We start from the raw sequence: 25,483 nt of genomic DNA on the forward strand, positions 1-25,483 counted from the left end.
CGAGGGTCGCAAGCGCTTCGCCTTCGACATCCTCGGCAATGATGAGAAGCGGCTTGCCGGACTGCACCACGGCCTCGAGCACGGGCAGTAGCGACTGCATGTTGGAAAGCTTCTTCTCGTTGATGAGGATGTAGGGGTTCTCCAGCTCGACGCGCATCTTGTCGGCGTCGGTGATGAAGTATGGGGAGATATAGCCGCGGTCGAACTGCATGCCCTCGACCACTTCGAGCTCGCTTTCGAGGCTCTTGGCTTCCTCGACGGTAATCACGCCGTCATTGCCGACCTTCTGCATCGCGTCGGCGATGAAGCGGCCGATCTCGTGATCGCCATTGGCGGAGATGGTGCCGACCTGGGCGATCTCCTCATTCGAGGTGACCTTCTTCGCCTTTGCTTTCAGCTCGTTGACGACCGCGGGTGTCGCAAGGTCGATGCCGCGCTTCAGGTCCATCGGGTTGGAGCCGGCGGCGACGGACTTCGCGCCCTCGCGCACGATCGCCTGCGCGAGCAGGGTCGCCGTGGTAGTGCCGTCACCGGCGAGGTCGGCGGTCTTCGACGCCACCTCGCGCAGCATCTGCGCGCCCATGTTCTCGAACTTGTCGTCGAGCTCGATCTCCTTGGCAACGGTCACGCCATCCTTGGTGATGCGCGGTGCGCCAAACGATTTCTCGAGCACGACATTACGGCCCTTAGGACCGAGCGTTACCTTGACCGCATTGGCCAAGACGTCGACGCCATGGAGCATGCGCTCGCGGGCGTCTTGCGCAAATTTCACTTCCTTAGCAGCCATGTTCTCTTACTCCGGATTTAGGCCCCTCAACTTAAGCGGCCTTTTTCTTCTTTTCGGCGCTGCCTTCGAGCACGCCCATGATGTCGCTTTCCTTCATGATTAGCAGGTCTTCGCCGTCGATCTTGACTTCGGTGCCGGACCACTTGCCGAACAGCACGCGATCGCCGGCCTTCACGTCGAGCGGCTGCACGGTGCCGTTCTCGTCCCGGGCGCCGGGACCGACAGCGACGATCTGGCCCTGTTGCGGCTTTTCCTTGACGGTGTCGGGAATGATGATGCCCCCTTTGGTGCGCTCGTCGTCCTCGGTACGGCGTACGACCACGCGGTCGTGCAGCGGACGAAACTTCATGGGTAATCTCCTCCATTGATTTTGCAGCTGGCGGGGGCACTCCCCCGCGCGCTATGTAGAAAAAGGTCTTAGCACTTTCAAGAGGAGAGTGCCAACGTTAGCAGGCGCAGGATATTGCTGCTAATACGCTGATCCGGCTGGTAAATCCCTGTGGACGCAACCCGGCCCCGTGATTAACACTTATGGGGCGGATAACACGATTCGCGTGGCTGCCATGACAGACACGGCGTTCCATCACCAGCTGCAAGGCTACTCGCTAACGACGGCGGAAATTCTCTACCGCCTGCCGGACCATCCCAAGCTTCTGCAGAGCTATCTCTGGCAGGATTACGATCTCGCGCCGCGCTTCCCCAAGCTCACCGACTTTCTGGATTTCTGGAGTACGCATCTCGACGGCGCGCTTTACCGCGTGCTCGTCGCGCATCGCCGCCTCATCGCGCCAACCGAGTTCAGCTTCGTCGCAGGCGAACTGCGCCTGAATTGATCTCCGTCATTCCGGCTTGCGCCGGCATCACGTCCCGCGTCAAGACGCGGCCGGATGGTGCTCGTGCTGATGATGGTGGTGATGCGGGTGTGCCCGAACTCGAAGATGCGGGCGTTCTCCTGTTCCAGCACCGGCTTCACCGAACGGAAGGCGTCGCCGTAGAGATAGAACGGCACGCGCGGGAAGAGGTGGTGGATGAGGTGGAAGTTCTGAAACAGGTAGAGCCAGTTGACCAAGGGCTCTGAAATCCGTCCGCGGAACCAGAACACGTTGGTGTCGCGATAGCGCTCCTTGGCGACGTGCGGCTTGTGGGTGAGATAGGCGAAGAAATAGTTGATCAGCGCCGAGGCGAGGATGTGGGGGAAGATCCACAGCATCAGCACCTCGCGCCAATAATCCATGACCGATAGCCCGATCGCGATCCCGTAGTAGATCAAGTGCGCGACTATGATGTGGATCGCGAGCGGCCGCATGCCCGGAATGTGGGGTTTGAAGGCGATGTTTCTCCAGAAATAGGCGTGATACCAGAACACGATCGTGAGGCAGCGCCACACAACCAGGAACTGTTCTGGACCGCCACCAATGATCGGGATCGAGATCCGGATTGTTGGTGTCCCGGTGATGAGCGAGATGCATGTAGCGGAAGGCTTTGTGCTCGTGCAGCAGGATGGCGCCGCAGGCATAGCCGACGAGATGGTTCAGCCACAGCCACTTTGAATCGCGCCCGGCGATATTGCCGTGACAGGCCTCATGCAACGGCGTCTGGTCGGCATAGAGGATCAGCGTATTAGGATCAGTCCGAGCCAGAGCGGGATGATACCCATTGTGCCGAGGGTGCAGACGGCGGCAAAGGAGCCGATGATCGCAATGGCAAGGAACACGGTTGGCCACGCCATCATGCCCTGATAGGGCTTGATAAGCGTGAGCGCTTGCCGGGCGGCGGCGGCATTAGGCTGATCGCGGGACGTTTCGGTGATAGGGGGTTCGGCGGTTGTCACCGCATTTGCTCATCTTGCCCATGACCTTAACTCGCCAGTCGAGACCTTGCTCCGCATGCCCGTGTCCGAAGGCTTAAACAATCGCGATGCCGGGGAGGCTCGCCTCCTCGGCCCTCACACCGGAAATGTAACCGGGTCGGCGAAAGAGGCAAGAATCTTGCGCGGACCTTCGACGTTCATCCGGCCGTGCCCCGTCAAGATGTTGTCGAGCACGAGAACGTCGCCCTTTTTCCACCGGAATAGAACCGAGTGATCCCATGTGGCGCGGCGGATTTCGATCATCTCATCGGGGAGAATGGGCGTTCCGTCGCCGTAAAGAATTTGGACCGGCATAACGTCGAGCGCGTAAAGCAACCTGAGGCCCATTTTTAGAGAGGCGTTATGGAGCGAATTCTGGCGCGGTCTGACTTCGTCGAGATCCCGAAGGATGCTGGTCCGGTGAAAGGCCTGAAGGTTGAGGCAATGTTCACTGGTTTCAGGATGGCGGGGCAGCGGATCGACCACGTTTTCAGTGTGTAGGATGCGCCCGTCCGGATGCCACTGACAGACCATTCCCTGCGCCGTCACCATGGCCTCGATCTCATCGCGGTCGGAGGTTCCGAAAGCCTCGTCCCAGGTCCGGTTGATTATCGGCGCCCAGCCCGGGCGCTTTTTCGGAAAACGTCGTCGATAACAGACCTTCTTTTCCTGCAGCTTCGCCCGAACGTTGGGGTCGAGGGTGCTAGCCGCCGCGCGCGAGTCAAACAGCGGCGTTTCGCCATGGCGCATGGGTTCGACCAAACAAAAGAACGAAATCATGCGGGGTCGTTCGTTTAGGAAGCTGTTTTCATTGTGGGCGAGGATCGGGTATGCGTCGGGGGTGTCGGTCGAGGTGTATACGCTTTCGGCCACCTTGCTTCGCGGGCTGGTGTCGAACGGGTTCTCCGCCTCGGGCTGGTAACCGAGTGCCCCGATGATGTCTGCGAAGCTGTCCGGGTCGTTCACCTCAAACCCGCGCAGGAGAAAGCCACCGCGCTTCAACATTTCATCCCGAAGCAGCGCGCGTTCGGCGGTCACAAGGGCGCGGAGATCCGCAAGAGATTGCTGCCCGTCTGATTCCACGACTCGCGGGAGAGCCGGGCATTTGGTCGGGCGGGTCAATTCCGAGGGCTTGAGATTTCGCCAAGTAGCCATTCTTTGTCGGTTAGTCAAATTGGATGGCAATGTCCATATGGGGCAGGAACGAACTGGTGGTTTGGCCATGCGGCGACTTGTCCCTCTAGTTTCGGTGGAGACGACGTGCGGATTCGTTCGGGTCGCCCGCCACGCCTGAAGCGCGGTTTGTGCGACGAACTTAGCGCTGTTCAGCCGCTGATAGTCGGATGCGATCCATGGGCCAGCGTCGCTGCAAATCTGCGCCTTCAAAGCAATGCTGGCTAGGGCTATGTCTGGTTCAAGATCATGAAACTTGCCTGCGCGCTCGATTTCAGCGACACCACTCTCCCGAGCACAGCCATCCGCCGCGCTGCGCCAAAAAGGGGGGCCGAGCGCGCGCCACGATGGGGGGCTAGGGTTTTTCGACGGCACGCAGTGGCGATATCGCCTGGTCCCATTCGGCGCGGCAAGCGGAGATCGTTGGCTCCCCAAGAAGCCTTAAGTTCGGCATCCCTACGGTCAAGAAATCGGTCGCCCACCCCTATCACTAGCGTGATTTCTAGCGAGGCAATATGTGCGGCTTAGCAGGTGTAATAGATCTTACTGGTCGACGAGAACCCGATCGGGCCTTGGTCGCACGCATGGGTGCGGCGCTGTTCCATCGCGGACCGGACGATTCCGGCACTCTCTTCGCGCCGGGAATTGGGGTCTCCCATCGGCGTCTCAGCATCGTCGGCGTGGCGAACGGTCAGCAGCCCATCTTCAACGAGGACCGCACCATCGCGGTCCTCTGCAACGGCGAGTTGTTCGATTACACGGAGCGAAAGGCTGAGCTACAGGCTCGGGGCCATGTGTTCCGAACAGACAGTGATTGCGAGCTGATCGTGCATCTTTATGAGGAGCACGGCGAGGATGTGTTCGAGCATTTGAAGGGTCAGTTCGCCCTCGTGCTTATCGACTTTACCAAGAAGCTCGTCCTGCTCGCGCGGGATCGGGTTGGCATCTGCCCACTGTTCTGGTCGCAGCAAGGGAATGCCGTCTATTTCGGCTCAGAGATCAAGGCGGTCATAGCGTCCGGCGCGGTCCCGCCCGTGACGGATGTCAAAGGGCTCGACCATTTGTTCACCTTTTTTGCGTTGAGCTCGCGTCGCACCATGTTCGAAGGCGTGCGATCGATCTTGCCGGGGCACTATCTACGCATCGCCTTCCGGAGTGACGGCAAGGTAGCTGAGGTCGCCGAACGGCGTTACTGGGATCTCGATTTTCCCGATTGGGGCGACGAGGACGATCCCGCCGACGAATCCCTCCTGATCGACGAGTTCGAGGCGAAATTCCAAAGGGCGGTCGAGGTCAGGCTCAGGGCCGACGTGCCCGTGGCCGGCTATCTCAGCGGCGGCGTCGATTCGGCCTATGTGCTCGCCATGGCCGCGAAGGTGAGCGGCCGGCCGCTGCCGAGCTTCACGGTCAAGGTGCCTGATCCGGCGCTCGACGAGGAGGAGAACGCAGCCGAGGCGGCACGCCATATTGGGCGCGCGGGCACGGTGGTTGAAGCCGGACCCGCTTTTATCGCCGACAAATACGCGGAGCTGATACGCGCGGCTGAGAGCCCGGTGCTAGATACCTCTTGCGCTGCGCTGTTGGCTCTGTCGCAAGAGGTGCATGGTCAGGGCTACAAGGTGGTGTTGACGGGCGAGGGGGCGGATGAGGGTTTCGCTGGGTATGTCTGGTTCAAGATGAGGGAGATTGCGCGCTTCTTCGATATCGGTGATAGCTTTCGTCCGAGCACGGGCATCAGCAGGGTCGCGCGGAAATGGGCGGCGCCGAATGTGAGCTTCGGCGATTTCGCTCGCATGGATAGCCTCATCGCTGGGCCTCACGCCCAGTCGGTGATGTACAACCTCGTGGCGACGTCGCGTGACCTCTATTACAGCCAGGACCTCAAGGAGAGGCTTGGCTCGTTCGTCGCATATCAGGACTTAGCGCTCGACCTCGACCGCTTGCGCCGCTGGCACCCGCTGAACCGCTCACTGTATCTCGGCTACAAGGTACACCTCCCCGGCCTTCTACTGAGCCAAAAGGGTGACCGCGTTGCCATGGCGAACAGTGTCGAGACGCGCTACCCATTCCTCGACGAGGAAGTGGTCTCCTTCGCCGCGCGTATCCATCCACGCTTCAAGCTCCGGCGTGGGCTGAAAGATAAATATTTATTGCGGCAGGCGGCTGCACGTCTTCTGCCAGAGGCGGTGGCGCAGCGGCGGAAAGCCATGTTCAGGGCGCCGCTGGCCGAGACGTTCCTGTCGAGCCCGCCCAGTTTCGTGCGCGATCTGATTAGCCCGGAGTCCTTGGCACGGACAGGCTATTTCGACGTGGAACGCGTGCGGCGAGACTGCGAGCTGCTGGCGAGCGGTGAAGGCGGTAAGCTCGGCACCTTCGCGAGCTTGGGGTTGGGCGGCGTGGTGGCTACCCAGCTCTGGCATCATCTGCATCTCGGCGGCGGCCTTTGCGAGCTGCCTTACACAGCGGAGCGCAGGGCTCTTGCGGGAGAGTCCACGTTCGAATTGTCCCGCGCAGACAGCTAGGTCCCCCTGCGCCGGGAACCTGCCGCCAAGAAAGGCCCGCCGGACCGGCTAGGCCGATCTGACGGGCCGAAAACGATACTCGACTTCTAGGCTAGCGGCAGAAGCGTTCGTAGCCGTCGTAGCCGATGAACGTGCCGGTGTTCGGATTGAAGCTCCGGTAGCGCGAATGGCAGTAGCTGTACCAACCGGGGCTCCATGGCGGCGGGCCGTAGGACACCGGTCCGTAATACGCAGGCGGCGGCGGCGGTGGCGGCGCGACATAGACTTCGCGCGGCGTGAGGGCGCTGCCGACGATGGCGCCGACGCCGAAGCCGATAATACCGGCGCCGACAGCATTGCCGTGGCCGCGGCCCGCCTCGGCCGGAGCCGAGAGTGTCAGGGCGGCGACGCCGATCAGCGCGGCAGCCAAGACGGCCTTCAGGGTTTTCTTGGTCATTGCTTTTTCCGAATTCCTCGCTCGAACCGGCACCAATGATCGCATCTTTGCTCGCGGGCGCCGGAGGGTGCCCCAGGGGGAAAGGGGAGACAACTCGCCGCTCCCTTTAAATCAAAATAGAGCCGCGAGAATGAATGACTCGTTAAGCAAATTTTATGGCGCCAACATGGCTTCCGGCATGAAAAAACCGCCGGGTGCGAAGCCCGGCGGTTCAGTCACGTCAAGACTGTTAGCGCGCGCTTAGGCGAGCTGAACGTTGGCAGCCTGCTTGCCGCGGCCGCGGCGGTCGTCCTCGATCTCGAAAGAGACCTTGTCGCCCTCATTCAGCGCAAGCACGCCCGAGCGCTCAAGAGCTGACGCATGGACGAAGACGTCCTTGCCGCCGTCTTCGGGCTGGATAAAGCCGAAGCCGCGCGCATGATTGAAAAATTTCACTGTGCCGTTGATCCGGGCCATGAGGGGGAATCCTTTCCCGCTAGAAGTTGCAGACAAACGGGCCGCGATCACCCAAGAGGGTTCTTCGGCGTCTTGAGATGTCAGGAAAGGTCGTCGTGCTCTTTTGGCGCGCTCTAGTCACTTTGCCATCGTCCAAGTCCGCGCCCAAAGCCTTGGGCGCCCGGTTGGAGAAGCATGGGGGAAGGGCGGTTTCTTGGCAAGTGAGAAATATGTCCGCCACAGAAGGAGGTTAGGCGGATTCTAAACCACACATGAACGGCCCCCTCAGGAGGGGTTCAGCCGCCAGAGCCTAGAGCCAAGGGACAGGGCGCGACAGACGCCCGGACCCGTCGCCCGGAGGCTCGCATGTGGAAGATCCTGGTCGTTTTGCTGCTCACCGCCTTTGCCATCTTTGTGGCGCGTCTCGCCGACGATGCGCCCATGAGCGGGGCGCGCCAGGGCGTCGTGACCGGCCCGACCCCGGTCCTGATGTATGCCGGCATTCGGGGGTGATTTGAGATACCTCACGCGCCGCTTCATGCTGAGGGCGCTTGAAGGGCGCAGCTCAAAGCATGGCCGTATCCTTCGAGACGGCGCGTTCCGCGCCTCCTCAGGATAAGGCCCCCTCCCAACCCCTTGGAGCCTGTCATGTGGAGGATCCTAATCGCGCTCGCCGCCGCACTCCTCGCGGTACTTTCGGCGCGGATCGCCTACGATCCTTGGATCATCGCCAACGGCGTCGCGGCCAGGGCGTGCCGGCCGAGGCGCTGGCAATAGACCTAAGGCCACATGACGTGGGGCGGGAGCGATGACAGGATCGCCTCGACATTGCCGCCGGTCTTCAGCCCGAAGATCGTGCCGCGGTCGTAGAGCAGGTTGAACTCCACATAGCGGCCGCGGCGGATGAGCTGCTCCTCGCGGTCCTTTTCGGTCCAGGGCGTGGCCATGTTGTTGCGGACGATGTCGGCATAGATGTCGCGGAAGGCGCGGCCCACCTTCTGCGTGAAGGCGAAGTCCGCCTCCCAGTCGCCCGTATCGAGATAGTCGTAAAAAATGCCGCCGATGCCGCGCATCTCGCTGCGATGCGGCAGGTAGAAATATTCGTCGCACCAATCCTTGAAGCGCGGATAGTCGGCGGACGCCTCGCCGTCGCAGGCGGCTTGCATCGAAGCGTGGAAGTCGCGGGAATCCTTGTCCTCTTGCGTGCGCCTGCGCATCAGTACAGGCGTGAGGTCGCCGCCGCCGCCGAACCAGGCTTTGCTCGTCACCACCATGCGCGTGTTCATATGAGCGGTCGGTGCGTTCGGATTTAAGGGATGCGCGATGAAGGAGATGCCCGACGCCCAGAAGCGCGGATCCTCCTCGGCGCCCGGAATGGCCTTGGCGAATTCCGGCGCGAAGGTGCCGTGAACGGTTGAGGTGTGGCAGCCGATCTTCTCGAAGACGCGCCCATCGGTCATGAGCGTCATGATGCCGCCGCCGCCATCCGCGCCGTCGTGGTTCTGCCGCGTCCAGGGCTTGTGGGTGAAGGGGCCCGCCGCTTTGCCCTTGGCGGAGGGGAGGGTTTCGGCCGCGTCCTCGACCGCCTCGAGCGATGCGCAGATTTCGTTCTGCAACTGCTCGAACCAAGTCTTGGCGCGGGCTTTGCGCGCCTCGAGCTCCGGGCCTAACGCCTTCGGTGTGTCCGCCGTGTTGTCTTGCTTCAGTTGCATGGGCTCCATCGCTTCAGGCTAACATTTCTTCCGCGCGCCGCCTCCGAATCTCGAAGGCTTCGCGCGCGGACTCGGAAAATTTCGCGTCGTAAGACATGACGCGGGGCACGCGTCGCGCCCTTGGTCGAGGTCAAAGCGCTTGGAGATCAAGCATCTGTATCACCGGTTGGACAGTTAACCCTGTGCGCCAATTTGCCCAAGGGCGCGCCCCTGGACAACCTTGAGACGTGATGCAAGAAACCAAATCATTCGCCTGCCGGGCGCAGAACGCGCGTCCGGCCCTGGAGAGGCAACAGCCAGAGGGCGGTTCTTGACGTCGGCCACGGCGCCGGGCTTTCAGGGAGGAGCATTGGACGACGTGGCAACCCACGATACTCCCCCACAGCCAGCACTTTTCGTCGAGGATCAGCCCACGCGGCGCGATGTGCTTTTGATCGGCGCGGCAGGCTTTGCCGCGGTCGGGGCCGCGGCAGTGCTCTGGCCGCTGCTCGATCAAATGAACCCCGACGCCTCGACGCTCTCGATGGCCACCACCGAGGTCGATCTCGCGCCCGTCGAGAAAGGCCAGGCCCTGACGGTGATGTGGCGGGGCAAGCCCGTCTTCATCCGCTATCGCACCGACAAGGAAATCACCGAAGCGAAGGACGTGCCGGTCGAAGAGCTGATCGATCCGCTCGCCCGCAACGCCAATCTTCCGGACAACGCCGAAGCGACCGACGCCAACCGCGCCGCGCGCGAACCTTGGCTCGTGATGATCGGCATCTGCACCCATCTCGGCTGCATCCCCAAAGGCCAGGCCGTCGGCGACTACAGGGGTGAGTTTGGCGGCTGGTTCTGCCCGTGTCACGGCTCGCAATACGACACGGCGGGGCGCGTGCGCATCGGACCTGCGCCGCAGAACCTCGCGATCCCGCCTTACGCGTTCGAGTCCGATACCAAGATCAAGATTGGATAAGGGCCGTCATGGCGCACCCCTCCACCTACCGGCCGAACAGCCGCTTCGAAGAATGGCTTGATGCGAGGCTGCCGGTCGCGCGCGTCATGCACGACCAATTCATCGTCTACCCGACGCCGCGCAACCTGAACTACTGGTGGACCTTCGGCGGCATCCTTACCTTCATGCTCGCCGCGCAGATCGCCACCGGCGTCGTGCTTGCGATGCATTACGTGCCGACGCCCGACGGCGCGTTTCTTAGCGTCGAGAAGATCATGCGCGACGTGAACTGGGGCTGGCTGTTGCGCTACTCCCACGCCGTCGGCGCCTCGATGTTCTTCCTCGCCGTCTATATCCACACTTTCCGCGGACTCTATTACGGCTCGTACAAGGCGCCGCGCGAGATCCTCTGGATTCTCGGCGTGCTCATTCTGTTTCTGATGATCGCGACGGCCTTCATGGGCTACTCGCTGGTGTGGGGGCAGATGAGCTTCTGGGCGGTGACGGTTATCACCAATCTCTTCTCGTCGCTCGACGCGCTGATCCCCGGCCTCGGCTCGACGCTCGTTGAATGGATCTGGGGCGGCTTGGCCGTCGGCGCGCCAACGCTCAACCGGCTCTACAGCCTGCACTATCTCTTTCCGTTCGTGATCGCCGGCGTGGTGCTCCTGCATATCTGGGCCCTGCACATGCCGGGCAACAATAATCCGACCGGCATCGACATGAAGACGACGCGCGACGTGGTGCCGTTTCATCCCTACTACACGATGAAGGACGGCTTCGCGCTCGTGCTGTTCCTGCTCCTGTTCGCGGCGCTGTTGTTCTACGCGCCAAACCTTCTCGGCCATAGCGACAACTACATTCCCGCCAATCCGCTGGCGACGCCGCCGCATATCGTGCCGGAGTGGTATTTCCTCCCGTTCTACGCGATCCTGCGCGCCATCCCGAACAAGCTCATGGGCGTGATCGGGCTGATCGCGTCGATCGCCATTCTGTTCTTCGTGCCCTGGCTCGACTCTTCGAAGGTGCGTTCCACGACCTACCGCCCGATTTATAAATGGTTCTTCTGGGCGTTCCTGGTGACGTGCATCGCGCTCGGCTATCTCGGCGCCATGCCGCCAGACGGCTGGTATCTTGTCTTCGGCCGCATCTTCACCGCCTATTACTTCCTGTTCTTCCTCGTGGTGATGCCTGTGGTCGGCAGGCTGGAGCGGCCGTTGCCGCAGCCGGGCAGCATCACCGAGGCCGTGCTCGGCCATGACGAGCCGCCGCCGTTGCCGCCGGCGGCGGCCAAGCGCGCGCGGCCTGTGGAGAGCGCGCTATGATCCAGGCCATCTTCGCCTCACTCAGAGTTCTGGTGCTGGTGTGGCTCGCGCTCGCGCTGCAATCCGGCGACCTCCAGGCGCAGGAGCCGAGCAGCGCGCCGGCACAGGCCGGCGGGCAAGAGCACGAGCCCGAGATCGCCGATCAGGACTGGACCTTCGAAGGGCCGTTCGGCCATTACGACAACGCACAGCTTCAGCGCGGCTATCAGGTCTACAAGGAAGTCTGCGCCAGCTGCCATTCGATTAATCTTCTGTCCTATCGCAATCTCGGCGAGCAAGGCGGTCCCGGATTTTCCGCGGAAGCGGTCGCGGCGCTCGCGGCGCAGGCGCAGATAACCGACGGGCCAAACGAGAAGGGCGAGATGTTTCAGCGGCCGGGGCGTGCCGCGGACCATTTCCGCGCGCCCTTCGCGAACGATCAAGTCGCGAGGCTGGCCAATAACGGTGCGTTGCCCCCGGACCTCTCGGTGATGGCCAAGGCGCGGCCGGGCGGTCCCGACTATATCTACGCGCTCCTGACCGGCTTTCGCGAGCCGCCGGCGGGGTTCGAGGTTGCGCAAGGGATGCATTATAACGTCGCGTTTCCCGGGCATCAGATCGCGATGCCGCCGGTCCTCAACGAGGGGGCGGTCACCTATACCGACGGCACGAAGCCGACGGTCGCCAATTATGCCAAGGACGTTTCCGCCTTCCTCATGTGGACGGCCGAGCCGAAGCTCGAGGAGCGCCTGCGGCTTGGCGCCCGCGTCATGATCTTCCTGCTCGCCTTCGCGGTGATCATGTTTCTCGCCAAGCGCATGGTGTGGTCCCGGGTCGGCGGCGACCCGGCGCCTGCGCCTTAAGCGCACTGTCAAAAGCACACCGAGCGCGTCATGGCCGGGCTTGTCCCGGCCATCCACGTCTTCTATGCCATTCGCGTCGAGAAGTCGTAGGGGGCCACGCGATGCTGCGCATGACGCTCGCTGTCTGTATCGCGCTTTCCGCCTGGAGTGGTCTTGCCGCGGCCGAGACGCCGAAACCGGCCGACATGGTGATCCTCACGGTTGCCGGCATGATCGGGAATACCAATCGCGGGGCCCTCGACAAGAAGCGCGACAGCCAGCTCGCGCGTCAGAATATCGATTTCAAGTCCGCCTACGAGTTCGACCGCGCCATGCTGCTCGGCCTGGAGCAGGGGAGCGTGACGGTCCAGCCGCCCGAGCTCGACAAGCCCGCCACCTTCAGCGGTCCGCTCTTGCGCGACGTGCTTGGCGCCGTGGAGGCCGCGCGTGTCAAGCTCACCATTCGGGCGCTCAACGGCTATAGCGGCTGGCTTGCCGACGAGGACGTCGCGAGCTCCGATTGGATCCTGGCGCTGACCCAGGACGGCAAGCCGCTCGGCCTCGGGCAACAAGGTCCGATCTGGATTCTCAATACGCGCACGGATGGCGAGAAGGCGGCCGATGAGGCCCGCGGCCATTGGGTCTGGGGCGTGTTCCACATTCAGGTGGGGGAAGAATGACCAAAGCGGTTCTCGGAATTATCGGCGGCTCAGGCATCTACGATCTGCCGGGGCTCCAGAATATGCGCGAACAGCGCATCGAGAGCCCGTGGGGCGAGCCGTCGGCGCCGCTTCGCATCGGCGACATCGATGGGCTGCCGGTCGTTTTCCTGTCCCGCCACGACAGGGGCCACCGCCTGTCGCCCTCGGACATCAACTACCGTGCCAATATCGATGTGCTGAAGCGGACCGGGGTCACCGATCTCATCTCGCTCTCGGCTTGCGGCTCCTTCAAGGAAGAGCTGCCGCCCGGCACGTTCGTGCTCATCGATCAGTTCATCGACCGCACCTTCAACCGCGAGAGCTCCTTCTTCGGCAAAGGCTGCGTGGCGCATGTCTCCATGGCGCATCCGGTCTCGCCGCGCCTGCGCATCCATCTCGCCGAAGCCGCGATGGCGGAACGCATCCAGGTCGTGCGCGACGGCACCTATGTCTGCATGGAAGGCCCGCAATTCTCCACGCTCGCCGAAAGCCTTACCTATAAGGGGCTCGGCTACTCCGTGATCGGCATGACTAATCTGCCCGAGGCCAAGCTCGCGCGCGAGGCTGAGATTTGTTACGCCACCGTCGCCATGGTCACGGATTTCGATTGCTGGCATCCCGACCACGACGCGGTCACGGTGCAGGACATCATCAAGGTTCTGATGGCGAACGCGGAGCGCGCGGGGAAGCTCGTGGCGCGGCTCGCCCGCGATTTTCCGCGCGAGCACGAGCCATGCCCGATCGGTTCCGACCGCGCGCTCGACACCGCGATCATCACAGCGCCGGAAGCGCGTGATCCCGAGCTTCTGAAGAAGCTCGATGCGGTCGCCGGGCGCATCCTCAACGCAAGAGCATAAGAGAGTGAAGCGCTAGCCTCGGATGCGTGCTTCGACTATAGGCTTCGCAAAGCTTTCCAGCCCTTTCACGGAGGTCCTTCGATGAGTCTCGCAACGGATATCGATCTCAAGGACCTCGTGCGCACGATCCCCGACTATCCGAAACCCGGTATTATATTCCGCGATATCACCACGCTGCTCGGCCATGCCAACGGCTTCCGGGCCTGCGTCGAGCAGCTGGCCGCACCCTTCGTCAACCGGCGGGTGCAGACGGTTGCCGGCATCGAGGCGCGCGGCTTCATTCTCGGCGGCGCGGTCGCCGACCGCCTGCGCTGCGGTTTCGTGCCGATCCGCAAGAAGGGCAAGCTCCCGTCCAAGGCGATCGGCCAGGACTACGAGCTCGAATACGGCATCGATGTCATCGAGGTGCATGAGGACGCGATCAGTCCGAACGAGCCGGTTCTGCTGATCGACGATCTCATCGCCACCGGCGGCACGGCGGAGGCGGCGGTCAAATTGCTGCGCCGCCTGAACGCGGATGTGGTCGGCGCGGCCTTCGTCATCGAGCTGCCGGATCTCGGCGGCTGCGCGCGTCTCGCGGCGCTCGGTGTGGAATGCCAGTCCCTGATTTCCTTCGAAGGCGATTGAGGAGGCTACGACTTCCGTCACTGCCGGCTGCGACGAAGCGCAAGGCTATCTCATTGCACGCCCACTTCCGGCCGAGTCTCTCCGCAAGTGGATTGCGGCAAAAGGACGGGAAGACGCCGCGACGTGCGCCGGAGCGATTCCGTGACCCGCCGGACTGTGCTAAGTCGGGCTCATGAACATCAACGGCAAACCCTATCGCACCATCTGGCCGGCGGAAGACGGCTGGTCGGTCAACATCATCGATCAGACCAAGCTGCCGCACGCGTTTGACCTCGTCACGCTACGCACGCTCGAGGACGCGGCGAGAGCGATCGAGACCATGCAGGTGCGCGGCGCTCCTCTGATCGGTGCGACCGCGGCTTACGGCGTGTGTCTTGGCCTCCGCGGCAATGCCTCGGATGAGGCGCTCGATCACGTCTGCGAGGTCCTTGCCGCGACGCGGCCGACGGCCATCAATCTCCTCTGGGCGCTCGATGAGATGCAAAAAGCCATCCGCAACCAGCCGCACGAAGTCCGCGTCGCGAAGGCCTATGAGCGCGCCGAGCAAATCTGCAACGAGGATGTCGAGACCAACCGCCAGATCGGCGAGCACGGCTTAGGGCTCATCCGCGCGCATGCCGAGAAAAAGAAGGGCGCACGCGTCGAGATCCTCACCCATTGCAATGCCGGCTGGCTCGCCACCGTGGATTGGGGCACGGCGCTCGCACCGATCTATCGCGCCCATGACGAGGGCGTTCCCGTGCACGTGTTCGTCGACGAGACGCGGCCGCGCAATCAGGGTGCGGCGCTCACCGCGTTCGAGCTCGGCGCGCATGGCGTGCCGCATACCATCATCGCGGACAATGCCGGCGGCCATCTCATGCAGAAGAAACTTGTCGATCTCTGCATCGTCGGCACCGACCGGACCACAGCCAATGGCGATGTCGCCAACAAGATCGGCACCTATCTCAAGGCGCTCGCCGCGCGCGACAACGACATTCCGTTCTTCGTGGCGCTGCCATATTCCTCCATCGATTGGAGCCTCGACGACGGCAGCCGCATTCCGATCGAGGAGCGCGACCCGCGCGAGGTCACGCATGTGACGGGCAAGCTCCCCGACGGCGGCATCGCCACCGTTGCGATCGCCCCGGAATGGAGCCCGGCTGCCAACTACGGCTTCGATGTCACGCCGATGCGTCTCGTCACCGGCTTCATCACCGAGAGGGGCGTAGCGCCGGCGACGCGCGATGCGCTCTTGACGCTCTATCCCGAGTACCGCACGCCGGACGCCGCATAACCGCTCGCGCGAAACGCCTTCTTCTCCTCACAGTGACGCCCTAGATTGGCGGGCATGAACAGATTCGCGCTGCTTCTCAGTGTTGCCCTTCTGTTGCCGGCGGGGCTCGCCCAAGCGGCCGAGGTGCAATATTTCGATGTGCCGGCGGGCGATCATCCGCACGACGTCGCTCCTGCGTCCGACGGCACGGTTTGGTATACCGGCCAGCATAAAGGCGTACTCGGGCGCCTCGATCCGAAAACGGGCGAAGTGGAGCGCATTCCCCTAGGCGAGGGCTCGCGGCCGCATGGCGTCATCGTCGGGCCTTACGGCGCGGCGTGGGTCACCGATAGTGGTCTGAACGCAATTGTCCGCGTCGATGCCATCAGCAACGAGGTGCGCAGTTTCCCGCTGCCCAAAGCCGGCACCAACGCCAATCTCAATACGGCTGCCTTCGACGGTGAGGGCCGCCTCTGGTTCACGGGGCAGACCGGGATCTATGGCCGCCTCGATCCCAAGACGGGCAAGATGGATGTCTGGAATGCCCCGAAGGGGAAGGGGCCCTACGGCGTCGCCGCGACCCCGAAAGGTGAAATCTACTACGTCTCCCTCGCCGGCAGCTTTCTCGGAAAGCCCAACCTCGCGACGGGCGAGACCGAACTGATCGAGCCCAAGTCGGAAGGCGCCGGTACGCGGCGCGTTTGGTCGGACTCCAAAGGCCGCCTCTGGGTCAGCGAATGGAATGCCGGCAATCTCAGCGTCTACGATCCCGCCGCCAAGGCGTGGACCGTATACAGATTGCCGGGCACCGAGCCCCACGCTTATTCCGTCTATGTCGATGCGAACGACAAGGTTTGGGTGACCGACTTCGCGGCGAACGCTGTCCTCAAATTCGATCCCATGACCGAAACCTTCGAGAGCTTCCCGAGCGACAAAGACGGCGCCGCGGTGCGCCAAATGCTGGGGCGGCAGGGGGAGGTTTGGGGTGCCGAATCCGGCACCGACCGCCTTGTGGTGATCCGCGACGGCAAGCCGGACGAGGGCGTCACGGACTGAGCGCTTCGGCTGCAACCGAAGCGCCCCCACCGACATTTAACCTTTATGAGTACCGCCCCGAGCTGGCTGCGCAACCGGCTGCTGCTTGCCCTTCCGTCCAGCAATCTGAGGCGGCTGGTGCCGGAGCTGGAGCCCGTTCCTTGCGAGCGCAATCAAGTTCTCCTCGATGCGGACAGCGCCATCGAGAGCGTGTTTTTCCCGCATAGTGGTGTGGTGTCGGTCATGAGCGTGTATGAGGACGGCAGCGTGATTGAGACCGCGACCATCGGCCGGGAAGGCTGCACCGGGTTTCAAGCCATTCTGGGCGGGAAGGAGTCTTCGGTCCGTTTTCTCGTCCAAATTCCCGGGACCGCAACGAGAATGTCGCGAACGGCCTTCATGCGCGCGATGAAGTCCATGCCCGGCTTTCGCAGTCTCATGCATGAATATGGGCAAGCGTTCCTTGAGCAGGTGCTGGTATCGGGTGCGTGCAACGGCACCCACAGCGTCAAGGAGCGGCTGGCGCGCTGGCTGCTGATGATGCGGGACCGCAACGACGACAACGTGCTTCCGATCACCCAGACCTTGCTTGCGGAAATGCTGGGGGTTCAGCGACCAACCGTCACGAATGCCTTGCGCGATCTGGCGGACGCGGGCTTGGTCGCACCCGCAAGGCGGCAGATCGTCCTCCTCGACCGACACGGACTGATGGAGGCATCTTGCGAATGCTATCAGGTGGTCCGGAGCAGGATCGCCGCTCACCTCCCTAAAACCTACGAATGAGCCTGCAATGCTTCGCTGTGTAACCTGTGTTACCGACAGCAGCTGCGGCATTGCACTAGGCTATGTCGTGGCGGGCGTCCGGCCGTTCGCATCTGCGACCGTGGAGCGGGTCTGAGCCGTTGCCAGGAAGACGAAGAGGCTGGGTGTCCGTCGCGTCAACTTACCAGTCGTCCTGCTTGACGGGTGCCGGCCGGCTCCGTCTCCTTGCGTCTCTTAGATGCCCCCTTTTTTCAATGAGGACACCGTGAGCCCTTACCGGAGCGAGATCCTTGACGCGGTGGCGCGTCAGCGGAACCGGCCGGCGAGACTTCTTCACGCCTATGGCTTGGCGTTGCTGATCTTCGGGGCGGGCGTCCTCCTCCGCGTTGTTCTCGACAATCTCGTACCAGGCCAGTTACCGTTCATCACATTTTTCCCTGCCGTCCTGCTCGCGACCTTTTATGGCGGGCTCGGCGCCGGACTTCTCGTCCTCGTTCTTTCGGCATTCGTCGGGACTTACTGGGCGGATCCGACGGGCGGAAGCTCGACGGTCTATTATGTTTTCAAGTTCCTGCTGTTCGTGGTCTTGGCGGGCCTCAGCGTCATCCCCGTTCATTTCTTGATGCAGGCGCTCGCGCGCCTCAAGCAGCAGGACGATCAGCTCGGCGTCATCAATCGGGAATTGAAGCACCGGATCAAGAACCTGTTCTCGATCGCCAATTCGGTCTGTCAGCAAACGATCAAATCCGGAAAGCCGCTCGACGAAATGCCGAATGCGATCAGCGGTCGTCTTCTCGCGATCGCATCCGCTCAGGATCTTTTGAGCGCCACGGCCTTGAGCGGGGCACAAGTGGACGAGCTTGTGGGTGCGCTGGTCGCGACGCTTGCGCCCGATCCTACACGCCTTAAGGCCGAGGGCGCGGCCGTCACGCTTTCGGCGCAGGCGACGACGCCGTTCGCTCTCATCCTCCACGAACTCGGCACGAATGCCCTGAAATACGGCGCTTGGTCGCACGATACCGGTCACGTCAAAACCAGTTGGGAAGTACGGCAAGAGATCCTGTATTTCCAGTGGCGGGAGCATGATGGCCCGGCCATTGCACCGCCGCTGCATGCGGGATTGGGAAGCACCCTCATCAAGAACAGTCTGCCCGGCGCCATCGTTAGCCACGATCTGAAGGCCGACGGACTGGAATGCACGATCCAGTTGCCCCTCGAAAACGAGTAAGGCACGGCCCGCTTGATGCGAGACCGTGCCTAATTCGCGTCTTCCTGCCGATTGAGCGGCGTCCTAGCGGCTTAGAAACCGAACCAGAGATTGACACCCGGCCGGCCGTAATACCCATAGTTGCGACCGTAATAGGGACGGTTATAGCCGTAACCGCGATAGCCATATCCGCGATAGCGGTAGCCATAGGGGCGATAGTTATACGCATAGGGCCGATAGTGGTGGCCTCTGTTCCAGTTCCGCGAATAGCGGTTGTTATTGTAGCGCTTCCCCACCTGCTCCACGACACCCGTGTCGCCGTAGGTCACGACGGGGGTACCAGGCAGGGCCGCGGCGGGATTCGGAGTTGCGACGGTAGCGACAGCGAAAACGGCCGCGCACGCGATCAGAAGTGGTCCACGCATGGGCTTTCCTTTGGATAAGTTAACAACTGTGAGAGCAAACCGTTGGCGCCCGGGATGGTTCCGAGTCAGCCTCCGCCTAGAGGCAACTTTTCGTGAGAACGGGGGGCCCCGTCGCGCGCTCAATAACCGCGTGCGCTTAAGCCAGAGCGGCTACAGCCAAGAGCGCCAAGAATGCAACGGACACGATAGGGACGAGCCAAATCGACAATGGCAGTCCGGGCTGTGAGCGGTGCGTTGGCTCCGGCATAACGTCATGCCGCGCATGCCATTTGGGGCCGGGTCCTCGCATATAGTGGCGTTCAGGCTGATAAGAGTCGCGAAATCTTCCCACTTCATTCCCTCGTTACGCAAAACCCCATAACTCGAGTTTCACGAGGAATATGTTGCAAATTGGTTTAGAACGGTGGCGGAACAGCGGTCATTTCAGCGCATCCCCGTGACGCTCCGTTGGCAGCCAAAAAAAGAAGCCCGGCGGGTGAGGCCGGGCTTCTCAGAACTCCCAAACACGCAGTCGTGCGAAGCGGGGAATGTGGGGGATACTCCGTACAACCGCTGACAGGATAACCGCCCGGCGCGCCAGTGGTTCCAGAATTGGTCGAACGTTTTGCTCGCCGAGGAGGAAAAGGACCGCGCTAGCTCGGCTCCTTGCCGGAGCGCTTGATGGTCTTAATGGGCCCGCGCGGCGACCCGGACATTTCAGCGATCGAGCGGTCTTGGGTCTCGATGAACGTGCGGGCCGGCGCGTCCTTGTCCAGTCCGCAAACCTCGGCAGCGGGCACTTTACGGTTCGAGGTCTGCGTGCCGTCCTCATAGAGGACGTCGAACAGAACGAAGCCGTTGGGGAGACGCTGTTTCTTGGCAGCCATGATCGTTACGCTTTCAGCTCAGGAATTGTTGGTGTCGGTGGGGGGCGCTTCATCGGCGCCCGGCGACTGCGGCTCGTCCGATGGGCCCTTGCGCTTGGCGGCATCGTCGTCGCGCTTCTGCTGCTTTGCGAGCTTCTTCTGCGCCTTCACGCGATCGCGGTCCGCGCGGGCCTGATTGTAGTTCGGCTTGAACGCCATATGAATCACCTACGTTGCGTGGGGAGGCGGTAAACTAGGCCTTCTTCGTGCGCTTCGCCTTTGAAGCGGGAGGCGGAGCTGCGGCGGCCGCTGCCTTGTCTTCGGCTTCCTTGGCCAGACGCAGTTCGCGCAAACGCGCGGTCTTCAAGGACATGGCTTGCTGCTGGCGTTCCTGTTCCACTTGGAACGTTGAGTCTTGCTTGCGCGACTGGCGCAGCAGCGTCTCGGCATTGCGCCTTGCGGCGGACACGCGAGAGGGAAATTTGTTCATGTTGCACTCCTACCGTCTGCGGAGCATTGCGCCGGTCGCGGCTTCGTTGTCGTCGATTAGAGATTAAGCGTCGTGCGTTGCAGAGAAAAAAAGGCGTCGCGCCGTGCGGCGCAGCGTCTAACTCTTTTTCCGGCGCTTCAGCGGATAGGCCGCGCTCTCATAGAGCTGGCGAATGGCGTCTCCGTCGAACCTATCTTCCTCGACTTCGAGATAAGCGCCGAGAAGAAGCTCCGGGGGCAGTTCTTCGATGGCAAAACGAACGGCTTCGGCGGCGGAGTTGAAACGTCTGTAGCCTACCGGACCGCGGCCGAAAGTCCGACGTCGCGGGGGAAATAGTTCTGCAGGCGCCTTGAAATCCACTCTAGCCATTATCAACCTTGGGTACGCTAACTGTGGCGGCCCGCTTAATGAAGGACCGCCACTTGGGACGCCGCCGCCAAATCTCTTTGGCGACGGCTTCCGATTACGAGAGCTCGACTCGCGTGGCCTGCTTACCGCGGCCACGGGTGTCGTCTTCGATTTCGAAGGAGACTTTATCGCCTTCGTTCAAAGAAGCCACGCCGGAGCTTTCGAGCGCTGTCGCATGAACGAATACGTCCTTATCGCCACCTTCCGGTGCGATAAAGCCGAAACCACGCGCGTGGTTGAAAAATTTAACTGTGCCATTGAGGCGCATTGGGATTCCTTTCCCGTAGAGATACAAAGCAACGGACCTTGTAGCGCTTGGTTGAAAGCGACTCGGTGTCTTGAGATTTCGGGAAAGAAACGTGCACGTCTTCGGCGCTTGATCTTGCCGTCTGTCTAAGTCCGCGCCCCTCATTGGGCGCGCCGTGTCTGTTATATGGGCCTTTGCGGCTGATTTAGCAAGTGAAGTGAGCACTAACAGGCAACGTCGCCGCTTGCATAAGGCGTTAAGGAATGGAACAACGCGCGCCATGCAAAGCCAGTGGAACGACGAAAACGCCCGCGAAACGGTCGATGCCTATGCCGCGAAAGGCGTGGGCGAGGACGTCGCGCTCAGGATTTACACCACGCGCCTCTTAGGCCGCGATTCGCTTCTCGTTCTGCACGGAGGCGGCAATACTTCCGTAAAAACCCTTGCTCGAGACGATCTGGGCGAGGAGCATGACGTCATAGCGGTGAAGGGCTCGGGCGCCGACATGGCCGATATCGAGCCTTGGGGTTTGCCTGCTGTCAAGCTTCGCCCGTTGCGGCTACTGCGTGCGCTCGAAGCGCTTTCAGACGAGGCCATGGTCAATGTGCAGCGGCTGAACCTGCTCGATGCGTCGGCTCCAAACCCATCGGTCGAGACCCTGTTGCATGCCTTCCTGCCGCATAAATTCATCGACCACACCCACGCCGCCGCGGTGCTCAGCCTGGTCGATCAGCCGGACGGTGAGATGTTGGCGCGCGAGGTCTATGACGGGCGCATGGGCATCGTGCCCTATATCGCGCCGGGTTTTGGCTTGGCCAAAGCCGCAGCGGAAGTCTTCGATCAAGACCCCGCCGTCGAAGGCCTGATCCTGCACAAGCACGGCATCTTCACCTTCGGCGAGACCGCGCGCGAAGCGTATGAGCGCATGATCGAGATGGTGTCGCTCGCCGAAAGCCGCTTCCGCCAAGGCCGCCCCGTCGTGTTCCGGCCGCGCGCGCTTGCGGAGGGGATCGCGGCCGCGGGCGAGATCGCGCCTATCATTCGCGGCGCCGCCGCGCTGCCGGCCGACAAGCCCGGCGCCGAGCCGACGCGCTTCGTCATGACCTTCCGCACCGGGCCCGAGATTCTGGCTTACGTGAACGGTGCGGAACTCGCCTCCTACAGTCAGCGCGGCGTGGTGACGCCGGATCACATCATACGCACCAAGAATACGCCCCTGGTGCTGCCGCCGCCTGAAGCCGGCAAGCTCGATGAGTTCGCGGACAGGGTGCGGGAGGCGGTTGCCGCCTTTACCGGCCGCTATGACAAATATTTCGCACGGGAGAACAAGGCGGTAGGCGGCAGCAAGACCAAGCTCGACGCGTCGCCGCGGGTGGTGCTGGTGCCGGGAGTAGGGTTGTTCGGTCTGGGCCGCACGGCGAAGGACGCGGCCATGGCCGGGGATCTCGCGGAGAATACGGTCCGCGTCGTCTCCGATGCGGAGGCGATCGGCACCTACGAGCCGCTGCCGGCGAGCGATCTGTTCGCGCTCGAATATTGGAGCCTGGAGCAGGCGAAGCTCAAAGGCGCGGTTGTTAAGCCGCTGACCGGCCAGATCGCGGTCGTGACCGGCGCGGGCGCGATTGGGGCCGCGACGGCCAACGCGCTCGCGGCCGAAGGCGCTGCTGTTGCGATCCTCGATATCGAGGGCGCAGCTGCGAAGACGGCGGCCTCAGCGGTCAAAGGAATTGGCCTCCGCTGCGACGTGACGAAACGCCACGAGGTGAGGGCCGCGTTCTCAGCCGTCTGCGAGACCTATGGCGGTGTCGACATCGTGGTCTCGAATGCCGGCGCGGCGTGGCAGGGGCGTATCGGGGACGTCTCCGATGAGCTGCTGCGGCAAAGCTTCGAGCTCAATTTCTTCGCGCATCAAACCGTGGCGAAGGAGGCGGTGCGCATCATGCTGAAACAGGGAACCGGCGGCGTGCTCCTGTTCAACATCTCCAAGCAGGCGGTGAATCCGGGCGCAAATTTCGGCCCATATGGGCTGCCGAAGGCGGCCACCATGCTTCTGATGCGCCAATATGCACTCGACTACGGCAGCGACGGCATTCGCTCCAACGGCGTCAACGCCGACCGCATCCGCAGCGGCCTCTTGACCAACGCCATGATCAAGGAGCGCTCCGCCGCGCGGGGTCTGTCCGAGGCGGACTATATGGGCGGCAATCTGCTGGGCACCGAAGTGACGGCAGAGGATGTGAGCCAAGCCTTCGTGGCGCTCGCCAAGGCACGGCGCACCACGGGCCATATCGAGACGGTGGATGGCGGCAATATCGCGGCCGCTCTGCGCTAATCGAGGGCGCCACTGCCCAAAATGCAGCCTCTCCTAATAGAGTTTTAACCACAACGAGCGAGGCTGGGGCCTGCGAGCGGTTCTCGGATTCGTTCCTTATCGGAAGGGATTCGCGACGCGCGGCGTCGGCCTGGCTCCTGGCCCAAGTAAGAGTGTCCCATGCTGCTGCGCTTGAAGATCGCCCTTGCCTTCGTCGCCACGGCCTTCATCGCCGTGGTGATTTCCTTCGCGCTCAGGGCCTCGTTGTCGGGACCGCCCTCGATTTCTTGGTGGCCGTGATCGTCTCGTGCGCTCTCGCCGCCGCCTTCGGCTATTATTTCGGCCGCATGATCGCGGGCCATCAGCGACCTCAACAATGTGGATGGCATCGTGCCGCATGGCGCGCGGAAAGACGAGATCGGCGACATCTCCCGGGCGCTGAAGGCCTTCCAGTCAGACGCGATCCGCTGGAGCGAGAACCACAGACTCGAGCAGGACAGCCAGGTGCAGGGACGCCTTGCGTCGCAGGCAGCGCACCGAGGAGCTGATCCACCAGTTCCGCGGCTCGATTGCAGGCATTCTCAGCGCCTTTGCCGATAGCGCACGCAGCATGGACGAAACGCCTCGCGCGCTGTCGATCGTGGCGAGCGACACCAACGAGCGGGTCGGCTCGGTGGCATCGGCATCGGAGGAGGCCTCCGCCAATGTGCAGACCGTTGCCGCGACCGCCGAGGAGCTTGCGGTGTCGGTCGGCGAGATCGGCACGCGCGTATCCACGGCAAGCCGTATCGTCAGCGAAGTCACCAAGAATGCGCGCACCGCCAATCTCAGGGTCGAGGGGCTTGCCGTCGCGGCGCAGCGCATCGGTGATGTCGTGAACCTAATTCAAGACGTCGCCGCACAGACCAATCTACTCGCGCTCAACGCAACGATCGAGGCAGCGCGCGCCGGGGAGGCGGGCCGCGGCTTCGCCGTGGTGGCGAGCGAGGTGAAGACGCTGGCCGACCAGACCGCCAAGGTCACCGAAGAGATCAGGCAGCAGATTACCGCCATTCAGAATCCGACGAACGGCGCGGTGGAAGCGATGTCGAGCATCGTCACCACCATGGGCGAAGTGAACCAGTATACCCAGGAGATCGCCGGCGCCGTGCAGCAGCAATCGGCCGCGACCTCCGAAATCTCCCACAGCGTTCGCGAAGCGGCCCGCGGCACCGACGACGTCGTCGCGCATATGCCGGGCGTGACCAAGGCCGTCGACGAGACGAGCCAGTCCGCCACGCAGATGCTCCAGGTCTCGCGCGATCTCGGGCGCCAGGCCGAGCAGCTCCGCCATACGGTGGAGAATTTCCTGCGTCAAGCCGCCGCCGCCAACAGGCTGAAACGCGCGAGCTAGCAGAGCCAAACAAAAGCCCCGCGCAGTGTGAGCACGGGGCTTTCATTTTTGCGGCGATTTCACCGCGACTTCATATTGACAAAGAAGAAGCCCCGTACGGGGGGTTCGGGGCTTCTTCGGTTCCTGGGGGGGAACCCGTGATGGGGAGGGAAGCCCATCACACTTCTAATTGTATACCTCTGCGAAAAAGCCGCTCTCATAATCTTAGAAGATGGTTACGGTTAACAATTATTAACGCCAGCTAAGGCGCGCAAACGGGCGTTTTTCCCGACGTTCGCGGCACATGGCAAAATATCGCGGAGGCATCGCTTGGGCCGAGCTGCACGCATTTTCCTGGCCGGGTTCCTCGTGCTGCTGCCCATTCTCGTTACGGTTATTGTGACCGTGTGGGTGGCGCAGCTCGTGCAGTCCTATGCCGGGCCGGGCAGCCTGATCGGCAGGCTCATCGTTCTGCTCGGCCTGAACCTCGTCTCGTCGGCCACCGCCGCCTATCTCATCGGCTTCGCGATCATTCTCTGCTGCATCTTCGTGCTCGGACTCATCGTGGAGTCGCGATTGCGGCCGTGGGTGCAGAACGGCCTCGACGCGCTGATGATGCGCATCCCGATCATCTCCAATGTCTACGATCTGTCGAAGCGCTTTGTCTCTCTCGTCGATCGCGGCGGGGAGGACAATTTCAAATCGATGCGCCCGGTCTGGTGCTTCTTCGGCGGGGAGGGCGGCGCCGCGGTGCTCGGCCTCGCGCCGTCGCCCGAGCCGGTCGTGATCGGGGAGCACAATTATATCGCGCTGCTCGTGCCCTCCGCGCCGGTCCCGTTCGGCGGGGCTCTGATCTATGTGCCGGCGGAATGGGTGAAGCCCGCGGAAGGCGGCGTCGAGCGGCTCATGAATGTCTATGTCTCGATGGGCGTCACACCGCCGCTTGG

At 62.5% G+C, this 25,483-nt stretch carries 31 protein-coding genes and 1 pseudogene; 17 read left to right on the forward strand and 15 right to left on the reverse strand.

All coding sequences use genetic code 11. From position 1 onward, the window contains the following. Both groEL and groES read right to left on the reverse strand, forming a co-directional pair. A partial coding sequence (gene groEL / locus ACR2J1_RS06155) for a chaperonin GroEL (protein ID WP_434018460.1) occupies positions 1-787 on the reverse strand: 787 nt, incomplete at its 3' end. A gap of 31 nt (positions 788-818) precedes the next feature. Continuing rightward, positions 819-1,136 carry a co-chaperone GroES gene (gene groES / locus ACR2J1_RS06160; RefSeq protein WP_434018461.1) on the reverse strand — a complete coding sequence of 106 codons (318 nt, stop codon included), beginning with the start codon at positions 1,134-1,136 and terminating at the stop codon, positions 819-821. 214 nt (positions 1,137-1,350) lie between these two features. Between groES and ACR2J1_RS06165 the strand changes: the two genes are divergently transcribed. Beyond that, the gene (locus tag ACR2J1_RS06165) at positions 1,351-1,620 is read left to right on the forward strand and encodes an usg protein (RefSeq protein WP_434018488.1); all 270 of its coding nucleotides are present in this window, start codon (positions 1,351-1,353) and stop codon (positions 1,618-1,620) included. Here ACR2J1_RS06165 and ACR2J1_RS06170 read toward each other — a convergent pair. From ACR2J1_RS06170 to ACR2J1_RS06185, 4 genes and pseudogenes are all read right to left on the reverse strand, one after another. Further along, the gene (locus ACR2J1_RS06170; RefSeq protein ID WP_434018462.1) at positions 1,539-2,174 is read right to left on the reverse strand and encodes a fatty acid desaturase; all 636 of its coding nucleotides are present in this window, start codon (positions 2,172-2,174) and stop codon (positions 1,539-1,541) included. The genes ACR2J1_RS06165 and ACR2J1_RS06170 overlap by 82 nt on opposite strands. Before the next feature lie 67 nt (positions 2,175-2,241). After that, positions 2,242-2,376 (reverse strand): annotated as a pseudogene (locus tag ACR2J1_RS06175) (fatty acid desaturase); the annotation flags it as partial. Positions 2,377-2,399: 23 nt separating this feature from the next. Then, positions 2,400-2,618: a hypothetical protein gene (locus tag ACR2J1_RS06180; protein WP_434018463.1), complete on the reverse strand. Its 219-nt coding sequence runs from the start codon at positions 2,616-2,618 to the stop codon at positions 2,400-2,402. A 114-nt stretch (positions 2,619-2,732) separates the two neighbouring features. After that, positions 2,733-3,860, reverse strand: a complete 1,128-nt coding sequence (locus ACR2J1_RS06185; RefSeq protein WP_434018489.1) for a TauD/TfdA family dioxygenase — start codon at positions 3,858-3,860, stop codon at positions 2,733-2,735. Positions 3,861-4,324: 464 nt separating this feature from the next. Between ACR2J1_RS06185 and asnB the strand changes: the two genes are divergently transcribed. Then, positions 4,325-6,331, forward strand: a complete 2,007-nt coding sequence (asnB, locus tag ACR2J1_RS06190; RefSeq protein WP_434018464.1) for an asparagine synthase (glutamine-hydrolyzing) — start codon at positions 4,325-4,327, stop codon at positions 6,329-6,331. Between the two features lie 91 nt (positions 6,332-6,422). On the opposite strand, the gene ACR2J1_RS06195 is transcribed toward asnB, so the two are convergent. Together ACR2J1_RS06195 and ACR2J1_RS06200 are read right to left on the reverse strand one after the other, a co-directional pair. Then, entirely contained in the window at positions 6,423-6,767 is a 345-nt protein-coding gene (locus ACR2J1_RS06195) for a BA14K family protein (protein WP_434018465.1), read from the reverse strand. Positions 6,768-7,007: 240 nt separating this feature from the next. After that, positions 7,008-7,223 carry a cold-shock protein gene (locus tag ACR2J1_RS06200; protein WP_434018466.1) on the reverse strand — a complete coding sequence of 72 codons (216 nt, stop codon included), beginning with the start codon at positions 7,221-7,223 and terminating at the stop codon, positions 7,008-7,010. A 345-nt stretch (positions 7,224-7,568) separates the two neighbouring features. Between ACR2J1_RS06200 and ACR2J1_RS06205 the strand changes: the two genes are divergently transcribed. Then, a complete protein-coding gene (locus ACR2J1_RS06205; RefSeq protein ID WP_434018467.1) occupies positions 7,569-7,715 on the forward strand; it encodes a hypothetical protein in 147 nt (48 codons plus the stop codon). 135 nt (positions 7,716-7,850) lie between these two features. Continuing rightward, positions 7,851-7,979 carry a hypothetical protein gene (locus ACR2J1_RS06210; protein ID WP_434018468.1) on the forward strand — a complete coding sequence of 43 codons (129 nt, stop codon included), beginning with the start codon at positions 7,851-7,853 and terminating at the stop codon, positions 7,977-7,979. A gap of 2 nt (positions 7,980-7,981) precedes the next feature. Here the strand turns inward: ACR2J1_RS06210 and hemF are convergent, their stop codons facing one another. After that, a complete protein-coding gene (gene hemF / locus ACR2J1_RS06215) occupies positions 7,982-8,914 on the reverse strand; it encodes an oxygen-dependent coproporphyrinogen oxidase (protein WP_434018469.1) in 933 nt (310 codons plus the stop codon). A gap of 358 nt (positions 8,915-9,272) precedes the next feature. Here hemF and petA point away from each other — a divergent pair, with 358 nt between their 5' ends. The 10 genes from petA (at position 9,273) to ACR2J1_RS06265 (ending at position 18,459) form a co-directional block, all read left to right on the forward strand. Continuing rightward, the gene (gene petA / locus ACR2J1_RS06220) at positions 9,273-9,869 is read left to right on the forward strand and encodes a ubiquinol-cytochrome c reductase iron-sulfur subunit (protein ID WP_434018490.1); all 597 of its coding nucleotides are present in this window, start codon (positions 9,273-9,275) and stop codon (positions 9,867-9,869) included. An 8-nt stretch (positions 9,870-9,877) separates the two neighbouring features. Next, positions 9,878-11,173, forward strand: coding sequence for a cytochrome b (locus ACR2J1_RS06225; protein ID WP_434018470.1), 1,296 nt, complete (start codon positions 9,878-9,880; stop codon positions 11,171-11,173). After that, entirely contained in the window at positions 11,170-12,015 is an 846-nt protein-coding gene (locus ACR2J1_RS06230) for a cytochrome c1 (RefSeq protein ID WP_434018471.1), read from the forward strand. Before ACR2J1_RS06225 ends, ACR2J1_RS06230 begins: the two co-directional genes overlap by 4 nt. A 101-nt stretch (positions 12,016-12,116) precedes the next feature. Continuing rightward, positions 12,117-12,674 carry a hypothetical protein gene (locus ACR2J1_RS06235; protein WP_434018472.1) on the forward strand — a complete coding sequence of 186 codons (558 nt, stop codon included), beginning with the start codon at positions 12,117-12,119 and terminating at the stop codon, positions 12,672-12,674. Next, on the forward strand, positions 12,671-13,552 hold the full coding sequence (locus tag ACR2J1_RS06240) for an S-methyl-5'-thioadenosine phosphorylase (protein WP_434018473.1): 882 nt from the start codon (positions 12,671-12,673) through the stop codon (positions 13,550-13,552). Before ACR2J1_RS06235 ends, ACR2J1_RS06240 begins: the two co-directional genes overlap by 4 nt. Before the next feature lie 81 nt (positions 13,553-13,633). After that, complete coding sequence (locus ACR2J1_RS06245) at positions 13,634-14,179, forward strand: adenine phosphoribosyltransferase (protein ID WP_434018474.1); 546 nt, start codon at positions 13,634-13,636, stop codon at positions 14,177-14,179. Between the two features lie 172 nt (positions 14,180-14,351). Then, on the forward strand, positions 14,352-15,455 hold the full coding sequence (gene mtnA / locus ACR2J1_RS06250; RefSeq protein ID WP_434018475.1) for an S-methyl-5-thioribose-1-phosphate isomerase: 1,104 nt from the start codon (positions 14,352-14,354) through the stop codon (positions 15,453-15,455). A gap of 54 nt (positions 15,456-15,509) precedes the next feature. Next, positions 15,510-16,490: a Vgb family protein gene (locus tag ACR2J1_RS06255; RefSeq protein ID WP_434018476.1), complete on the forward strand. Its 981-nt coding sequence runs from the start codon at positions 15,510-15,512 to the stop codon at positions 16,488-16,490. Positions 16,491-16,535: 45 nt separating this feature from the next. After that, on the forward strand, positions 16,536-17,252 hold the full coding sequence (locus tag ACR2J1_RS06260) for a Crp/Fnr family transcriptional regulator (protein WP_434018477.1): 717 nt from the start codon (positions 16,536-16,538) through the stop codon (positions 17,250-17,252). A gap of 244 nt (positions 17,253-17,496) precedes the next feature. Then, positions 17,497-18,459: a sensor histidine kinase gene (locus ACR2J1_RS06265; RefSeq protein WP_434018478.1), complete on the forward strand. Its 963-nt coding sequence runs from the start codon at positions 17,497-17,499 to the stop codon at positions 18,457-18,459. A gap of 71 nt (positions 18,460-18,530) precedes the next feature. On the opposite strand, the gene ACR2J1_RS06270 is transcribed toward ACR2J1_RS06265, so the two are convergent. The 6 genes from ACR2J1_RS06270 to ACR2J1_RS06295 form a co-directional block, all read right to left on the reverse strand. Continuing rightward, the gene (locus ACR2J1_RS06270) at positions 18,531-18,863 is read right to left on the reverse strand and encodes a hypothetical protein (protein WP_434018479.1); all 333 of its coding nucleotides are present in this window, start codon (positions 18,861-18,863) and stop codon (positions 18,531-18,533) included. A gap of 632 nt (positions 18,864-19,495) precedes the next feature. Further along, complete coding sequence (locus ACR2J1_RS06275) at positions 19,496-19,729, reverse strand: hypothetical protein (protein ID WP_434018480.1); 234 nt, start codon at positions 19,727-19,729, stop codon at positions 19,496-19,498. Positions 19,730-19,747: 18 nt separating this feature from the next. Then, positions 19,748-19,927 (reverse strand): hypothetical protein, encoded by a 180-nt coding sequence (locus ACR2J1_RS06280; protein ID WP_434018481.1) that lies wholly within the window; start codon positions 19,925-19,927, stop codon positions 19,748-19,750. 34 nt (positions 19,928-19,961) lie between these two features. Continuing rightward, on the reverse strand, positions 19,962-20,198 hold the full coding sequence (locus ACR2J1_RS06285) for a hypothetical protein (protein ID WP_434018482.1): 237 nt from the start codon (positions 20,196-20,198) through the stop codon (positions 19,962-19,964). 117 nt (positions 20,199-20,315) lie between these two features. Then, the gene (locus ACR2J1_RS06290) at positions 20,316-20,567 is read right to left on the reverse strand and encodes a hypothetical protein (protein WP_434018483.1); all 252 of its coding nucleotides are present in this window, start codon (positions 20,565-20,567) and stop codon (positions 20,316-20,318) included. Positions 20,568-20,661: 94 nt separating this feature from the next. Beyond that, the gene (locus ACR2J1_RS06295; RefSeq protein ID WP_434018484.1) at positions 20,662-20,874 is read right to left on the reverse strand and encodes a cold-shock protein; all 213 of its coding nucleotides are present in this window, start codon (positions 20,872-20,874) and stop codon (positions 20,662-20,664) included. A 259-nt stretch (positions 20,875-21,133) separates the two neighbouring features. On the opposite strand from ACR2J1_RS06295, the gene ACR2J1_RS06300 reads away from it, so the two are divergent. The 3 genes from ACR2J1_RS06300 to ACR2J1_RS06310 form a co-directional block, all read left to right on the forward strand. Then, positions 21,134-23,185: a bifunctional aldolase/short-chain dehydrogenase gene (locus ACR2J1_RS06300; protein ID WP_434018485.1), complete on the forward strand. Its 2,052-nt coding sequence runs from the start codon at positions 21,134-21,136 to the stop codon at positions 23,183-23,185. Positions 23,186-23,681: 496 nt separating this feature from the next. After that, positions 23,682-24,557 carry a methyl-accepting chemotaxis protein gene (locus ACR2J1_RS06305; RefSeq protein ID WP_434018486.1) on the forward strand — a complete coding sequence of 292 codons (876 nt, stop codon included), beginning with the start codon at positions 23,682-23,684 and terminating at the stop codon, positions 24,555-24,557. A 309-nt stretch (positions 24,558-24,866) separates the two neighbouring features. Further along, on the forward strand, positions 24,867-25,483 hold a 617-nt coding region (locus ACR2J1_RS06310), incomplete at its 3' end, for a DUF502 domain-containing protein (RefSeq protein ID WP_434018487.1).

Origin of the sequence: Methyloceanibacter sp. (assembly GCF_050999895.1) — a bacterium.
Lineage (GTDB): Bacteria > Pseudomonadota > Alphaproteobacteria > Rhizobiales > Methyloligellaceae > Methyloceanibacter.

Bases quoted from the DNA above. Each gene is read 5' to 3' on its own strand.
- groES (WP_434018461.1), bottom strand. From the start codon at position 1,136: ATGAAGTTTCGTCCGCTGCACGACCGCGTGGTCGTACGCCGTACCGAG.
- ACR2J1_RS06165 (WP_434018488.1), top strand. From the start codon at position 1,351: ATGACAGACACGGCGTTCCATCACCAGCTGCAAGGCTACTCGCTAACG.
- ACR2J1_RS06185 (WP_434018489.1), bottom strand. From the start codon at position 3,860: ATGGCCAAACCACCAGTTCGTTCCTGCCCCATATGGACATTGCCATCC.
- asnB (WP_434018464.1), top strand. From the start codon at position 4,325: ATGTGCGGCTTAGCAGGTGTAATAGATCTTACTGGTCGACGAGAACCC.
- ACR2J1_RS06195 (WP_434018465.1), bottom strand. From the start codon at position 6,767: ATGACCAAGAAAACCCTGAAGGCCGTCTTGGCTGCCGCGCTGATCGGC.
- ACR2J1_RS06200 (WP_434018466.1), bottom strand. From the start codon at position 7,223: ATGGCCCGGATCAACGGCACAGTGAAATTTTTCAATCATGCGCGCGGC.
- ACR2J1_RS06205 (WP_434018467.1), top strand. From the start codon at position 7,569: ATGTGGAAGATCCTGGTCGTTTTGCTGCTCACCGCCTTTGCCATCTTT.
- ACR2J1_RS06210 (WP_434018468.1), top strand. From the start codon at position 7,851: ATGTGGAGGATCCTAATCGCGCTCGCCGCCGCACTCCTCGCGGTACTT.
- hemF (WP_434018469.1), bottom strand. From the start codon at position 8,914: ATGCAACTGAAGCAAGACAACACGGCGGACACACCGAAGGCGTTAGGC.
- ACR2J1_RS06225 (WP_434018470.1), top strand. From the start codon at position 9,878: ATGGCGCACCCCTCCACCTACCGGCCGAACAGCCGCTTCGAAGAATGG.
- ACR2J1_RS06230 (WP_434018471.1), top strand. From the start codon at position 11,170: ATGATCCAGGCCATCTTCGCCTCACTCAGAGTTCTGGTGCTGGTGTGG.
- ACR2J1_RS06235 (WP_434018472.1), top strand. From the start codon at position 12,117: ATGCTGCGCATGACGCTCGCTGTCTGTATCGCGCTTTCCGCCTGGAGT.
- ACR2J1_RS06240 (WP_434018473.1), top strand. From the start codon at position 12,671: ATGACCAAAGCGGTTCTCGGAATTATCGGCGGCTCAGGCATCTACGAT.
- ACR2J1_RS06245 (WP_434018474.1), top strand. From the start codon at position 13,634: ATGAGTCTCGCAACGGATATCGATCTCAAGGACCTCGTGCGCACGATC.
- mtnA (WP_434018475.1), top strand. From the start codon at position 14,352: ATGAACATCAACGGCAAACCCTATCGCACCATCTGGCCGGCGGAAGAC.
- ACR2J1_RS06255 (WP_434018476.1), top strand. From the start codon at position 15,510: ATGAACAGATTCGCGCTGCTTCTCAGTGTTGCCCTTCTGTTGCCGGCG.
- ACR2J1_RS06260 (WP_434018477.1), top strand. From the start codon at position 16,536: ATGAGTACCGCCCCGAGCTGGCTGCGCAACCGGCTGCTGCTTGCCCTT.
- ACR2J1_RS06270 (WP_434018479.1), bottom strand. From the start codon at position 18,863: ATGCGTGGACCACTTCTGATCGCGTGCGCGGCCGTTTTCGCTGTCGCT.
- ACR2J1_RS06275 (WP_434018480.1), bottom strand. From the start codon at position 19,729: ATGGCTGCCAAGAAACAGCGTCTCCCCAACGGCTTCGTTCTGTTCGAC.
- ACR2J1_RS06280 (WP_434018481.1), bottom strand. From the start codon at position 19,927: ATGGCGTTCAAGCCGAACTACAATCAGGCCCGCGCGGACCGCGATCGC.
- ACR2J1_RS06285 (WP_434018482.1), bottom strand. From the start codon at position 20,198: ATGAACAAATTTCCCTCTCGCGTGTCCGCCGCAAGGCGCAATGCCGAG.
- ACR2J1_RS06290 (WP_434018483.1), bottom strand. From the start codon at position 20,567: ATGGCTAGAGTGGATTTCAAGGCGCCTGCAGAACTATTTCCCCCGCGA.
- ACR2J1_RS06295 (WP_434018484.1), bottom strand. From the start codon at position 20,874: ATGCGCCTCAATGGCACAGTTAAATTTTTCAACCACGCGCGTGGTTTC.
- ACR2J1_RS06300 (WP_434018485.1), top strand. From the start codon at position 21,134: ATGCAAAGCCAGTGGAACGACGAAAACGCCCGCGAAACGGTCGATGCC.